The organism is Streptomyces capparidis (assembly GCF_054782095.1).
In genome coordinates this window covers 185,231-199,907 of sequence record NZ_BAAGTD010000010.1, presented here as the reverse complement: position 1 = coordinate 199,907, position 14,677 = coordinate 185,231, and the positions used below count along the sequence as shown (strand labels likewise).

At 73.1% G+C, this 14,677-nt stretch carries 6 protein-coding genes and 1 pseudogene; 5 read left to right on the top strand and 2 right to left on the bottom strand.

The window, feature by feature from the left end; translation table 11 throughout:
• The 5 genes and pseudogenes from ACYVO2_RS11405 to ACYVO2_RS11385 all read left to right on the top strand — a co-directional run.
• A pseudogene (locus tag ACYVO2_RS11405) lies at nt 1-257 on the top strand (FAD-dependent oxidoreductase); the annotation flags it as partial.
• A 115-nt stretch (nt 258-372) separates the two neighbouring features.
• On the top strand, nt 373-1,620 hold the full coding sequence (locus ACYVO2_RS11400) for a cytochrome P450 (RefSeq protein WP_461007565.1): 1,248 nt from the start codon (nt 373-375) through the stop codon (nt 1,618-1,620).
• Between the two features lie 405 nt (nt 1,621-2,025).
• Nucleotides 2,026-7,431, top strand: a complete 5,406-nt coding sequence (locus ACYVO2_RS11395) for a type I polyketide synthase (protein ID WP_461007564.1) — start codon at nt 2,026-2,028, stop codon at nt 7,429-7,431.
• A gap of 120 nt (nt 7,432-7,551) precedes the next feature.
• Nucleotides 7,552-9,222: an NAD(P)/FAD-dependent oxidoreductase gene (locus ACYVO2_RS11390; protein ID WP_461007563.1), complete on the top strand. Its 1,671-nt coding sequence runs from the start codon at nt 7,552-7,554 to the stop codon at nt 9,220-9,222.
• Nucleotides 9,223-9,237: 15 nt separating this feature from the next.
• Complete coding sequence (locus ACYVO2_RS11385) at nt 9,238-10,914, top strand: NAD(P)/FAD-dependent oxidoreductase (RefSeq protein ID WP_461007562.1); 1,677 nt, start codon at nt 9,238-9,240, stop codon at nt 10,912-10,914.
• 131 nt (nt 10,915-11,045) lie between these two features.
• Here ACYVO2_RS11385 and ACYVO2_RS11380 read toward each other — a convergent pair whose 3' ends face one another.
• Nucleotides 11,046-12,299, bottom strand: coding sequence for a sensor histidine kinase (locus ACYVO2_RS11380; RefSeq protein WP_461007561.1), 1,254 nt, complete (start codon nt 12,297-12,299; stop codon nt 11,046-11,048).
• Between the two features lie 59 nt (nt 12,300-12,358).
• Entirely contained in the window at nt 12,359-14,458 is a 2,100-nt protein-coding gene (locus tag ACYVO2_RS11375; protein WP_461007560.1) for an MMPL family transporter, read from the bottom strand.
• Between the last annotated feature and the right edge of the window lie 219 nt (nt 14,459-14,677).

The window sequence follows — 14,677 nt, the reverse complement described above, 5'->3', positions numbered from 1 at the left end:
AGTCGGTCGAGGCCGGGACCATGACGGTGGAGGCGGCCACCAAGCGCCTGTACCGGCAGCTCCAGGAGGCCGACTGGCTGCCGCCGTCCCTCGGCGTGCAGGACCCCGAGACCCGGTTCATCAACCCGAACCCGAAAGCGCTGCTGGGGGTGCTCGCCTGGTCCGCCCGCAAGGCGCCCGACCACATGCGGGAGTACATGCTCGGCACCTCGAAGGAGACCGTGCGCCACTTCGTCACCGGCAAGAAGATCTTCTGACTGCAACTGCGGATGCGACCACACCGCCGCCGACCGCGGCGCGGACGATTCGGGGCGGCCGATCGGCCACCTGTCCCGTGCACGTCGGAACCATGAGAGAGGCACCATGACAAGCATGCCCGCAGCCGAACTCCAGTCGGAGGCGGAGGACGAGGCCGACCGTCTGCTGGCGGAACTGTCCCGCACCCCCGAGGGCCTCGCCGACCCGTATCCGCTCTACCACCGGCTCCGTCGGCTCAACCCGGTCCACCGTGGCAGGCACGGCCACTGGGTGCTCACTCGCTACGCCGACTGTGCCCGCCTGCTGCGCATGCCCGCGGCGGACAAGGACGTCATGGCGTTCATCCGCGGGCAGGGGATCGCCGACTGGGCCGAGCACCGTTCGTTCACCCGGCTCACCGAGACCATCGTGTGGTCCAGTCCGCCCGACCACACGCGGCTGCGCAAGCTGGTGGACAAGGCGTTCAAGTTCCGCACCGTGTCCGATCACGAACCGCGCTACACCGAGCTCGCCAACGACCTGCTGTCCCGGGTCGACGGCGGCGGCGACATCGACCTGGTGCACGACTTCGCGTTCCCGTACGCCCTGGCGGTGGTCGGGGACCTGCTGGGCATCCCCCGGGCGGACCTGCCGGTGTTCCCCCGTCTGTTCCAGGAGGTGACCCTGGTCCTGCAACCCGGGGTCACCAGCGAGGACATCGCCGTGGCCGACGCCGCCGCGCAGCGCGTCGACGCCTACTTCGAGGAATTGTTCGCCGAGCGCAGGAAGGCACCAAAGGACGATCTGATCTCCGCGCTGCTCCGTGCCGAGCAGGACGGTGACCGGCTGTCCTCCTCCGAGCTGATCAACGTGGTCGAGCAGATCTTCGGCGGCGGCTTCGACACCACCGCGAACCTGCTGGGCAACGGAATGCTCGCACTGCTTCAGGCGCCGGACCAGCTCGAGCTCGTCCGGCAGGATCCCGGTCTCCTGCCCCGGGCCATCGAGGAGATGCTCCGCTTCGACGGGTCGATCCAGTTCACCCAGCGCACCTCCCGCACCGACCTGGACGTGGGCGACGTCACCATCCCGGCCGGGGAGTCGATCATGCTGATGCTGGGCGCGGCCAACCGGGATCCGGAGCAGTTCCCCGACCCGGACCGGTTCCGAGTGCTGCGCGACGACGGTCACCCGCTCACCTTCGGCGGCGGAATCCACTACTGCGTGGGGGCCCCGCTGGCCCGTCTCGCCGCCAAGGTGGCCTTCACCGAGCTGCTGCGGCGCCATCCGCGCATCGAGCCGGCCCGCACCACTGTGCAGTGGAACCCCCAGCTTCTCCTGCGGGGCCTGAAGGAGTTGCGGCTGCACCTGATTTCCTCTTGATTCCCTGAATATCCCAGGAGGCCGCCGAGCCGGGCAGTGAAATCACTGCCCGGCTCAGTCGTGCGCGCTCGGCATTCCAGGCCCGAAAACGCCCGCGGCCCACTGATCCAGCTCGCAGCCGCACGCGGCCGACGAGCGACGCAGGGCCCGATCATCCGGAATTTGAGGGGGTCACGACGCCAAGCGCTACGGGTGCCCGGCGAACCGGATAGGGGGAAATTAAGGTCAACCGACCAGAGGAAAGTCAGGGGTTTTCCGGGCACACCGGGATGCGTACGCTCGAACGCACGCACCAGGAGATGAGAATTCCCCTCTCCGAGCTGGGCTAAGCCGATCACGACGTCGACCGTCTCGCCGCCCGGCGGGGAAATCCGGAAGGCACGACACAGGCGAAGGAATCTCCAGATGACGCAGACGACACAGCATGGCGATTCGCAGTCCGACCTCCGAGGCAAGCTGGTTGATTCCATCCGCACGATCGAGCGGCTGCAAAAGGCTCTGGTCGCGCGCAGGTCCATGCCGGCCGAGCCGGTGGCCATCATCGGATTGGGTTGCCGGCTGCCCGGCGGCGTCAAGGGTCCCGACTCCCTGTGGCGCCTGCTGCGCAGCGGCGGTGATGCCATCGGGGAGTTCCCCGCGGACCGCGCCGACGCGCGAGCGTACTTCGCCCCGGACCCGGACGCGCCGGGCAAGGCGTACGTCACGCGCGGCGGATTCCTCGACGAGGTGGACCGGTTCGAGCCGGCAGCGTTCGGGATCTCGCCGCGCGAGGCGCTGGGCATGGATCCGCAGCAGCGCATCACCCTGGAGGTGGCGTGGGAGGCTCTGGAGCGCGCCGGGTACGCGCCGGACTCCCTCGGCGGCAGCGCCACCGGGGTCTTCCTCGGGGTGAGCACCACCGATTACGCGCGGCTGCGGCAGCAGGTCGGCGACATCGCCGACGTGGACGCCTACCAGCTCATCGGCGAACCTAGCTTCATCGCCGGGCGGATCTCGTTCACCCTGGGCCTGCAAGGGCCGAGCAAGGTCATCGACACCACCTGCTCGTCGTCGCTCGTGGCCCTGCACGACGCCTGCCAGGCCCTGTGGCTGCGCGAGTGCGACATGGCGCTGGCCGGCGGAGTCAACCTCATGCTCACGCCGTACGGGTTCGTGATGATGAGCAAGTTCCGCGGGCTGTCGCCCGAGGGCCGCTGCAAGACCTTCGACGTGTCCGCCGACGGATACGTCCGGGGCGAGGGGGCCGGGGTCGTGGTCCTGAAGCGGCTGAAGGACGCCCAGCGGGACGGCGACACCGTCTGGGCCGTGGTGCGCGGCACCGCCGTCAACCACGACGGGCGCAGCAGCGGCATCACCGTGCCGAACCCGGCCTCGCAGCAGGCCGTGATCCGTGCCGCGCTGGCCCGGGCCGGGCTGGGCCCCGAGCAGATCGCCTATGTGGAGGCGCACGGCACCGGGACCTCGCTGGGCGACCCGATCGAGCTGCGGGCCCTGGAGGCGGTGATCGGCCGCCACCACACCCACGAGTCCCCGCTGCTGGTCGGCTCGGTCAAGACCAACATCGGTCACCTGGAGTCCGCCGCGGGTGTGGCCGGCCTGCTCAAGCTCGTCCTCGCGCTCCGGCACCAGGAGATCCCCCCGCACCTGCACTTCAAGGAGCCCAACCCCAACGTGGACTGGGGCGGGCTGCACATCCGGGTCACCGGAACCGCACACCCCTGGCCCGTCGGGTCCGGCCCGCGCGCGGGCGCAGTCAGCAGCTTCGGGGCGAGCGGCACCAACGCGCACGCCGTCGTCACCGAGGCGCCCCCGGCCGCCGAGCGGGCCACGGGGCAGGCCCGCCCGTGGAACGTCCTGACGCTCTCGGCGCGCAGCGACTCCGCGCTGGTGGAGCTGGCCAGGGCGTACGCCAGGCAGTTGTGCGACCGGCCCGACACTCGGCTGTCCGACGTGTGCTGGACGAGCCACGTAGGCCGCAGCCGGATGGCCAGGGGAATCGCGGTGGGGGCCGACTCCGTCGGTGAGCTGGCCCGCGGCCTGGCGGCGTTCGCCGCCGGGGAGCGGGACGACGCCGTGGTCACCGGGACGCTCGCCCCCTACCGGAGCCGCAAGGTCGCGTGGCTGTTCACCGGGCAGGGTTCGCAGTACGCCGGGATGGGCCAGGCGCTGCGGGACGAGCCCGCCTACCGGGAGGCGCTGGACCGCGTCACCGCGCTGCTGGACCCGTTGCTGGACCGGCCGCTGTCGGAGGTGCTCGACCTTCCGGACGCGGACTCCCCGCTGCACCGGACCGGGTACACCCAGCCCGCCCTGTTCGCCGTCGAGTACGCGCTGGCCCAACTGTGGCTGTCGTGGGGCCTTCGCCCGGACGCCGTCATGGGCCACAGCGTCGGGGAGATCACCGCCGCCTGCGTCGCCGGTGTGCTCGACCTCGAGGACGCGGTGACGCTGGTCGCGGCGCGCGCCAGGCTGATGCAGGCGCTGCCCGCGGGTGGCGTGATGGCCACCGTGGTCTGTGACGAGGAGCGCGCGGCCCGCGCCATAGCCGGTCACGCGGGCACCGTCTCGATCGCCGCGGTCAACGGCCCGGCCGACACCGTCGTCGCCGGCCGTGCCGAGGACGTCACCGCCGTCACCGCCGCGCTGGCCCGGGCCGGTGTCAAGCACCGCCTGCTGCGTGTGTCGCACGCCTTCCACTCCCCGCTGATGGCTCCCGTGCTGGATGACCTGCGAAAGGTGACGGAGGGCATCACGCACCACAGCCCGCGCGTCCCGATCGTCTCCAACGTCACCGGCACCAGGTGGAACGACGCCATGGACGACCCCGGGTACTGGCTGCGCCACGCCATGTCCGCCGTGCGCTTCCGTGACGGTGTCCGCACCCTGTACGACGAGGGATTCCGCACCTTTCTGGAGATCGGGCCGCAGCCCGTGCTGCTCGGTCTGGGCGCCCGGGGCCTGGACGCGGACGACTGCGCCTGGATCCCGTCGCTGCGGCGGGGCCACGACGACCGGCAACGCGTGATGACCGCTCTGGGGACGCTGCACCTGCGCGGGGCGGCGGTCGACTGGGCCGCCTTTCACCGGGACGAGGAGGTGCGGCGGATTCCGCTGCCCACGTACCACTGGGAGGGTGAGCGGTACTGGTTCCGCGCGGCGGACCCGGCGGCGACGGGCAACGGTACGGCCTCCGCGCCGGCCGACGAGGCGGTGCCGGGCCTCGGCCGCAGGCTGCGCTCCTCGGTGCCCACCTACGAGCTGGCCCTGGACGAGGGACGCTGGGCCCGGCACGGCACGGGGGACGGCGGAGCCGCCGTCGGCGTCGGCCTGCTGGTGGAGACCGCGCTGTCCGCCGCCGCCGACGCCCTGGGCCGGCCCTGGACCCACGCGGAGCGGGTCACCGTGCACGAGCCGCTCACGCTCGGGGACGGCACGCCGCGCTCGGTACACCTCGCCGTGGAGGTGGACGGCGACGACGGGGCGGTCTTCTCGTACCGGAGCCTGACCGACGCCGAGGAGGCGGCGGGCGCTCCATGGCGGCTGCACGCCCGCGGCACCCTGCGGCGGCAGGCGCCGCCGCAGGACCTGGGCCTGCCGCCGGCCCCCACGGACGCGGGCATGGTCGTGGAGATCGACGTTCCCGAGGGGGACGGGGGCACGCCGGGCCTGGCCGAGCTGTTGGAGGCCGCCACGGCGGCCGTGCTCGGGGCCGCTGCCGCCGGCGGCGCCGACGGCCCGGTGGAGGGTGTCGCGGTGGGCTGCGACGCGGTGTCCCGCCCTGTCACCGACCGGGTCGCCCGGATCCGGCTGCACACCGTCCCCGACGGCGACGAGGGCGGGGCCTGGGCCCGGGTGGAGTTCCTGTCCGCGCAGGGCAGGGCCCTCGGTGGCGTGAACGGCCTGCACGTGCTGCCCGGGTCCGCCGCCGCGGCGGGGCGCGGGGCGCCGTGGCACCACCCCAACGAGTTGATGTTCCGTCTGGACTGGCGGGAGGCGGAGCAGGGCGCCGTGCCCGACCCGGACGGGGACGGCTACCTGCTGGTGGCCGACCGCGGTGGCGCGGCCGAGCGGCTGGCCAGGGAGTTCGGCGCGCGCGGCGCGCACTGCACGCTCGTCTCGCCCCCGCAGGCGCCTCCCGGCGAGGACCGCCCGTACGCGGACGAGATGCGCCTGCTGCTCGACCAGTGGCGGACCTGGACCGCCCGCCCCACCCGGATCGTGGTGCTCAGCTCTCTGGACACCCCTGGCCTGGACGACGCGACGACGGACACGCTCACCGAGTACCGCGACCGGGCCGAACTGCTCGCCGTGGGCCTGGTCCAAGCACTCGGCCTGCGCGAGGACCTGCCTGGGGTACGGGTGTCCACCGTCACCAGGGGCGCGATGCCCGCCGCTCCCGGGCAGCCGACGCTGGACGCCGTCGCGAATACGGTGTGGGGCCTGGGCCGGGTGATCGCCCTGGAGCACCCCGAGCGGTGGGGCGGCGCCGTGGACCTGGACCCGGCCTGCGGGGACCCGGCACACGAGGCCGCCCGGTTGGCCGACGCCCTGCTGACCACTGGTGACGAGGATCAGCAGGCGCTGCGCGGCGAGCGCCGCCTGGTGTGCCGTCTGGTGCCGCACCGCCCGGACCGGCGGGAGCTGCGGGCCGCACCGCGAGTGCGCGAGGACGGCACCTACCTGATCACCGGCGCCTTCGGCGGCATCGGGACCGCGCTGGCGCGCTGGCTGGCCCGGCACGGGGCGGGGCGCCTGGTGCTGCTGGGCCGCACCGCCCTGCCGGACCACGCCACGTGGGACTCCCCCGACCTGCCGGACGCGGTGCGCGCCCGCGTCGCGGTGGTGCGCGAGCTGGAGGCCACCGGGGTGCGAGTGGAGGTGGTGGCGGCCGACGTGGCCGACGCCGCGGCGATGCGGTCGCTGGCCGGCCGGCTCGCGGACGGCCTGTGCCCGCTGCGCGGCGTGGTGCACGCCGCGGGCGTGTCGGTGCCGCAGTTCGTCCGCGATGTGCGACCGGCCGAGTACGACGCGGTGTGGCGGCCCAAGGTTCTCGGCGGCCGGGCGCTGCACCAGGCCACCTGCGGGATGGACTTGGACTTCTTCCTCGGGTTCTCCTCCATCGCCGCCACCTGGGGCTCGCAGCACCTGGCGAGCTACGCCGCCGCCAACGCATTCCTCGACGGGCTCGCCCACCACCGCCGGGCCCGCGGGCTGCCCGCCCTGACCGTGGACTGGGGCCCGTGGGAGCTGGCGTCCAGCCTCTTCGGCGACGACGTCTTGCAGTTCCTGAAGGCGACGGGTCTGCGGCCGCTGTCAGCGCCACAGTGCCTGAAGACGCTGGGCGCACTGCTCGCGGGGGACGACGCCCAGCAGGTGGTGTGCGCCGCCGACTGGTCGGTCTACCGGCCGGTGATGGAAGCGCGGATCCGGCGGCCCCTGCTCGACCTGATCGACGCCGACGCAGGGGAGACCGGCCGGACCGGTCCGGCACCGGTCCTGGAGGAGCTGCTCCGGACCGCGCCCGCGGAGCGCGAGGCCCTGCTCGACCGCTACCTGCGCGAACAGTTGGCGCAAATCCTGCGGGTGGATGTGGCGAGGCTGGCGGGCGAGTTCCACCTGCTGGAGATGGGCCTGGACTCGCTGATGGTGATGGAACTGGTCAGCCGCACGCGCAAGGACCTGCGGATCGACTTCGCCGGCCGGGACTTCTTCGCCACCGACGCCAACCTTTGGGCCGGATTCCTGCTGCGACAGGTGATCAACCAGCACGAAGCGGACCCGCGGCCCCGGACCGCCGCCGACGCCGCCTGAACCCGGCCGGCGCCGACCCCGTGCCCCGCTCCGGCCGCGGGGCGGGACCCCCGGGCACGCCCCCGCTCACCCGCGGGGGACCGGACCAGTGGTGCACCAGGACAGGAAAAGGTGAGGACAGTGAAGGCAGCAAGCCCGGTGCGCGACCGCGCCGACCGGTACGACGTGGCCGTCCTCGGGGCCGGCCTGGCCGGCTCCATGCTGGCCGCGGTCCTGGCCCGCAACGGGGTCAGGGTCCTGCTGATCGACGCCGGCACCCATCCGCGCTTCGCCGTCGGGGAGTCGACCATCCCGTACACGTCGGCGCTGACCCGGGTGATCGCGGAGCGGTACCGCGTCCCGGAGATCGCCCCCCTGGCGACGTTCAAGGGCATCCAGCGGCACGTGTCCCGCAACTGCGGCAAGAAGCAGAACTTCGGCTTCGTCTACCACCGCGAGGGCGGCCTCCAGGACCCCGCGGAGATCAACCAGTTGGTGATCCCGGCGGCCCTGCGCACCGAGACCCACCTGTTCCGTCAGGACATCGACGCCTACCTGTACAACATCGCGCTGCGGTACGGCGTGCACGGCATGCCGTCGACCAGGGTCACCGACGTCGAGATCGACCCGGAGCGCGGCGTGCTGCTCCGATCCTCGGACGGTGTCGAGTACCACGCGCGCTACGTGGTCGACGCCAGCGGCTTCCGCTCACCGCTGGCCGAGCGGTTCGACCTGCGGGAGAACCCCACCCGGGGCCGCCACCACTCCCGCACCATGTTCACGCACATGATCGGCGTGCGCCCGTTCGACCAGGCGCCGGCCGCGAAGCTGCACGATCAGCCGAGCCCCTGGCACCACGGCACCCTGCACCACGTCTTCGACGGCGGCTGGCTGTGGGTGATCCCGTTCGACAACCACAAAGGCGCACAGAACGCGCTGTGCAGCGTCGGCTTGACCCTGGACCCCCGCACGCACCCGAAGGGCGAGCAGAGCGCGCAGCAGGAGTTCGACGCGTTCCTCGCCCGCTTCCCCGACATCGCCCACCAGTTCCGCGACGCGGTGCCGGCACGGCCGTGGGTGTCCACCGGGCGACTCCAGTACTCGAGCAAGCAGACCGTCGGCGAGCGGTTCTGCCTGACCGCGCACGCCGCCGGGTTCACCGACGCCCTGTACTCCCGCGGCCTGACCAACTCCTTGGAGGTGGTGAACGCGCTGGCCTGGCGGCTGATCGCGGCCTCCCGGGATGGCGACTGGTCACTGGAGCGCTTCGGCTGGGTGGACACCCTCCAGCAGGGCCTCTACGACGTCCACGACGACCTGGTCTACAGCTCGTTCGTCGGTTTCCGCGACTACCGGCTGTGGAACGCCGCCTACCGCACCTGGGAGGTCGGCTCGGTGCTCGGGACGCTGGCTCTGGAGAGCGCGTACTTCTCCTATCTGCGCAGCCGCGACGACGGCGTCTTCCGGGAGCTGGAGGAGCTCTCCGCCGCCGCCCCCGGCTCGCCGTTCCCGGTGAGCGATGACTTCAATCGGCTCGGCCCGTTCACCCGCGAGCTGTGCCGTTCGGTGGAGGCCGGATCGCTGGCCCCCGACGCGGCGGCGCGGAAGCTGTTCGCCCGCGTCCAGGACGCCGACTGCGTCCCGCCGTCGTTCGGCCTCGGCGACCCGGACAGCCGCTGGTTCCACGCCACGCCGCCGAAGATGGCGCGCGCCGTCGAGTGGAGCCGCACCAGGGCACCGGAGCACGTCGGCGCCCTGGTGCGCTCCGCCATCAAGGGCTTCGCCCGCAGCCGGGTGCTTCCCGGCCACTGACCGAAGGAGCGATCGATGACCGACAACGCAGGGACCGGACTCATGCGGGACCGCGGCGGCGCCGCGCCGCCCGGCACCGAGAAGTTCGACGTCGCCGTCCTGGGCGGGCACCTCGCCTCCGGCCTGCTTGCGGCCGTACTGGCCCGGCACGGCGTGCGGGTCCTGCTGGTGGACACCGAGTCCGACGTCACCGAGGTCGCGGGCGAAACGACCGTCCCGTACACGGCCGAGGTCTTCTTCACCCTGGCCCGCAGATTCGACGTGCCCGAGATCGCCTCCTTCGGCCTGACCTGCGACCTGCCCGCCGACGTGCAGCGCACCAGCGGGATCAAGCGGAGCCTCGGCTTCGTCCACCACCAGGCGGGCCGGGAGCAGGACCCCGCGCAGGCCGTGCAGTTCAACGTCCCCGGCGAGCACTCCGAGTGGCACCCGTACCGCCCACACGTGGACCGGTACGCCGTCGAACTGGCCCGCGGGCACGGCGCCGTGACCATTCCGCGCCGCCCCACGCTCACCGACGTCATACCCGACGAGAACGGGGTGACTGTCCGGGTCACCGGCGGGGCGTCCTACCGCGCCCGGTACGTCGTCGACGGCAGCGGCGCCGACTCGCCGCTGGTGCGCCGGCTGGACTGCGCCGACCCGGTCCCCTGGCTGCGCATGCGGTCCCGGGTGCTCACCACGCACATGCACGGCGTCAGGCCCTTCGAGGATTGCGTGCGCTTGGCGGACTACCGGCGCGCGACCGCGTGGTCCAAGGGCACGCTCAGCCACCTCTTCAACGGCGGCTGGCTCCAGGTCGTGCACTTCGACAACCGTGAGGAGCCCGGCAACCACACCGCGAGCGTCACCCTCAGCGTGGACCCGGAGCGCTTCCCGGACCTGCCCGCCCACCCGGGCGAGGCGTTCCGGCAGGTCGTGGACGACTTCCCGGCGCTGCGACGCTCCTTCGCCGACGCGACCGAGACCCGGCCGTGGACCAGCGAGGAGTGGTGGCAGCGCACGGTCAGCCGGACCGTGGGCGACCGGTACTTCCTGTGGGACAGGACGGCGAGCCGCAACGACATGTTCCTCTCCCGGGACGTCACCATGAGCGCGGAAATGGTGCACGCGCTGGCCCCGTCGCTGATCGCGGCTGCCCGCGCGGACGACTGGTCGACCAAGCGGTTCGAGCCGGTGGCCGCCTTCCAGCGCGAACTGATCGACTTCAACGACCGGCTGCTCGCCGCGGCCCGGATCGCCACCGGCGACTTCCGGCTGTGGAACGCCTACTCCCGGGTCTGGCTGCTGTGGTCGGTCCTGGCCGCGCTGCGGCTGAAGAGCACCCGCAACGAGTGCCTGGCCACGGGACGCTGGGGAGATCTCGAACGCTTCGACGACGGCCCCTACTGGTTCGAGCTCCCCAAGGGCCTGCCCGCCCTCCTCGACAGCCTCTTCGAACTCACCGACGCCGTGCGGCGCGGCCGGACCACCCCCGCGAACGCCGCCGACCGCCTCTTCACCAGGCTGCGCGGCTCCTCCTTCGTCCCCCCGCTGTACAGGTTCGGCGACCCGGAGGACCGCTACTACCACTTCACCCTGCGGAAGCGCCTGCGCATGCTCCTGTGGAGCAGGACGACGGCTCCCCCGGAGTTCCGCCGCATGCTCACGAAGGAGAACCTCACCAACGTTCCCCCACCCGCCGTCCACTGACCAGGTCCAGCGCGATCACGCACGCCCCCTCACCGGCCGGGACCGCCTCGGCACCGGCCGGATGAGCGGGGCCGCCGGGGTGGTGGGGCCAGGTGAGGCGCCCCGTCACGGCCCGCCCGGAGACCCGACGTTCACCGGCGCACCCCCTCGACCGCCCCCGCCCCGTCCCGGACCCCGTCCGGCGCCCGCTGTCCCGCGTCCACCGGCAGGACCGCCAGCACCTCGAAGCCGCCCTCCTCCCGTGGGCCGGCCTCCAGTGCGCCGCCCACGCTGCGAGCCCGTTCGCGCATGCCCATCAGGCCGAAACCGGTGCCGGGGGCGGGCTGCGCGCCGCCCTCGCCGTCGTCCGTGACCCGGAGCCGCAGCGCCCCGTCCTCCGACCGCAGGTCCACGCGTACCGCCACCTCGGGGCCGCCGTGCCGCACCGCGTTGGTGAGGGCCTCCTGCACGATCCGGTACGCGGCCGCGCCCACGGCGGACGGCACCCCGTCGGCCGCCGACGTGAGCTCCACGTCTGCGCCCGCGGTGCGGGCCGCGTCCACCAGGTCGGCCACCCCGTCGAGGGCCGGCAGCGGCTCGCGCGGCTCGCCCTCGGCCCCGTGCTCCGACTCGCGCAGCACCTTCAGCGTGCCGCGGAGTTCGCTGCGCGCGGTGCGGCAGGTCTCGGCGATGTCGTCGAGCGCCTTGGCGACGGCGGCGCGGTCGAGCCGGCCCGGGTCGGCGGCCAGGACGTGCGCGGCCACGGACGTCTGGACACCGATGAGGGTGATGCTGTGCGCGAGCAGGTCGTGCAGGTCGCGGGCGATCCGCAGCCGCTCCTCGGCGACCCGGCGGCGGGCCTCCTCCTCCCGGGTGCGCTCCGCGCGCTCGGCGCGTTCCAGGACGGTGGCGAGGTACTGGCGGTGGACGGCGACGTAGCCGCCGAACAGCAGGACGGCGACGATCCAGCCGGAGATCCGCAGGAAGTCCGCCATCCCGTCGGGATTGGTCAGCGCGTTGCCGATCAGCGAGCAGCCGATGACGACGGCGCCGGTGAGCAGCGTGCGGCGGGCCGTACCGGTCACCGCCACCGTGTACAGCACGATCATGCTCGGCTGGATCGCCGCGGTGTGGCTGTTGTCGAGCGCGTGGTACGGGAACAGCAGGGCGGCCGTCACGCACAGCACCGTCATCGGCCGGCGCCTGCGCCACACCAGCGGGATGTGCGAGGTGAGCAGCAGGGCCCAGCCGAGGGCGTCGGGTCTGCGGCCGTCCACGAACAGCACGGCGATCAGCACGTCGAGGACCGCCACTCCGGCCGCGAGGTACGCGTCGTGGCGGGTGGCGAGGGATCCCTCGGCCGTGCGGATCCGCTCGAGGAGGCTTGGCTTCAGGGGTGCCTGCACGAGGGACATCTTTCGCTAGGGGGGCGCCCCTCCGTGCGGGAGGGGCGCCCCGGTGGCGGTCAGCCCAGGGGAAGCGGCGTCCGCTCGGGCGGCCGCGGCGTCCGCTCGGCCTCCGGCTCCTTCGACAGGCGCCCCGGCCACCACACCTTCCGCCGCAGGGCGACGCTCGCGCTGGTGACGAGGTACGTCCGGACGAGGAAGGTGTCGAGGAGAACGCCCACCGCGATCACGAAGCCCATCTCGACGAGCTGCACCAGCCCCATGTTCATCAGCACCGCGAAGGTCGCGGCGAGCACGAGCCCCGCGGAGGCGATGACCCCGCCGGTGGTCCGCAGCGCGGTGAGCGCGGCGGTGGCGGGATCGGCGCCCGTCATGGACTCCTCCCGCATCCGGTGCATCAGGAAGATCCCGTAGTCCACGCCGAGGGCGACCAGGAACACGAAGGACAGCAACCCCAGCCCCGGGTCCGTGCCCTCGAACCCGAACACCGGCCCGAACACCAGCCCGCCGAGGCCGAGCGCGGCGCCCCACACCGCGACCACGGCCACGACGAGCAGCAGCGGCGCGACGAGGCTGCGCAGCAGGACGATGAGGATCAGCAGCACCGCCAGGAGGACGAGCGGCACGACGACCAGCCGGTCCCTGGCGTTGGCGTCCGCCAGGTCGATCTGCTCGGCGCTCGGTCCGCCGACGTACGCGCCGTACGAGTCGTCGAGGTCCGCCCGCAGCGACTCGATCGTCGAGGTCTCGGCGTCCGACTGCGGCACGCCCTTCGCGGTGACGGAGATCTCGGTCCATCCGTCCCCGCTGCGGGCGCGCTCGGCCGCGGCGACCCCGGAGTGCTCCCTGATGTCGGCGAGCGCGGCGTCGGCGCGCCCGGTGGGCGCGAGCACGGTGATCGGCTGGGTGCCCTGCTCGGGGTAGGCCCGGGCGAGCGTCTCCATCGCGGTGACCGACTCCGGTTTGTCGACGAAGGAGTCCTGCTGCTTGATCGGGCCGGGCAGGTTGAGCGCGCCCAGCGCGAGGGCGCCCAGCAGCACGGCGCCACCGGCGAGCACGGCCAGCGGCCGCCGCCCCGCGGACGAGCCCATCGCGGCGAACAGGCTCCGCCGCTGCCCGGGCTGGCTGCCGTACGCGGGCACGAGCGGCCAGAACACCCGCCGGCCCAGCAGCACGAGCAGGGCGGGCAGCAGGGTGAGCATGGCGACGAGGGCGCACAGCACGCCGACCGTGCCGAGCGGCCCCATGCCCCGGCTGCTGTTCAGGTCGGCGGCCAGCAGGCACAGCAGCCCCGCGGCCACGGTCCCGGAGGAGGCGATCACGGCGGGCCCGCAACCGCGCAGGGCGACCTTCATGGCGTCGTAGGGCCGCTCGATGCGGCGCAGTTCCTCGCGGTAGCGGGAGACGAGCAGCAGCGCGTAGTCGGTGCCCGCGCCGAACACTAGGATGGTCATCACGCCCGCGCTCTGCCCGGAGACGGTCGTCCCGAACGCCTGGTTGAGCCCGTACGCGACGCCCATGGACAGGTAGTCCGCGATCCCGGCGACGACGAGCGGCACCAGCCACAGCACCGGGCTGCGGTAGATGAGGATCAGCAGGACGGCGACGACGGCGACGGTGGTGTAGAGCAGCGGCCCGCCGAGGGAGTCGTAGACCTTCCCGGCGTCGGTGTCCAAGGCCCCGGGTCCGCCCACGTCCACGCTCAACCCGTTCTCGTCCCGGGCGACGTCGCGCACGTCCTCGACGAACTTCTCCCGGAGCTCCTCGTCGGCGCCGGGTTCGGTGCTGGCGATCGGGTACATGAGGGTGGTCCGGTCCTCGGACGGCACCCCGCGCGGCTCGGCGGTCAGCCGGTGCCGGTCGGCGATCTCGGCGACCTGCGCGGCGGCGGCGTCCCGGTCGGCGGCGGTCAGCCCGCCCTCGCGGTGGTACACGAGCACCAGCTCGGTGGTCTCGCCGCCGGGCAGCCGGTCCTGGATCTCCGCCACCTGGGTCGAGTCCGCGCCGGCCGGGAGGTAGTCCACGGCCCGGTTCTGCTGCACGTCCCCGAGCTTCGCCGCGAAGGGCGCCGCGACCGCGAGCACGGCCACCCACAGCACCAACACGAGCCAGGGCACGGCTCGTCGACGGGCACGCTTGTTCTTCACTTCGGGCCCCATGCCGGGGTTCCCCCTTCTGCACGCCTTTCCTGACGCCCATCAGCCTCCCGGCGGGAAGGGCTCAAGTCGTCGGCGCGCAGTGCGAGTCGGGGCGTACTGCCTGGGGTGGCACGAGGGCCGGACTACTCCCCGGGGAGTAGTCCGGCCCTCGCCCCGCACCCGTGCGGCCCGGCCCGGCCCGCCCCGAGGCTGCGTGCCCCGGGCGAAGGGGTGGCGGGG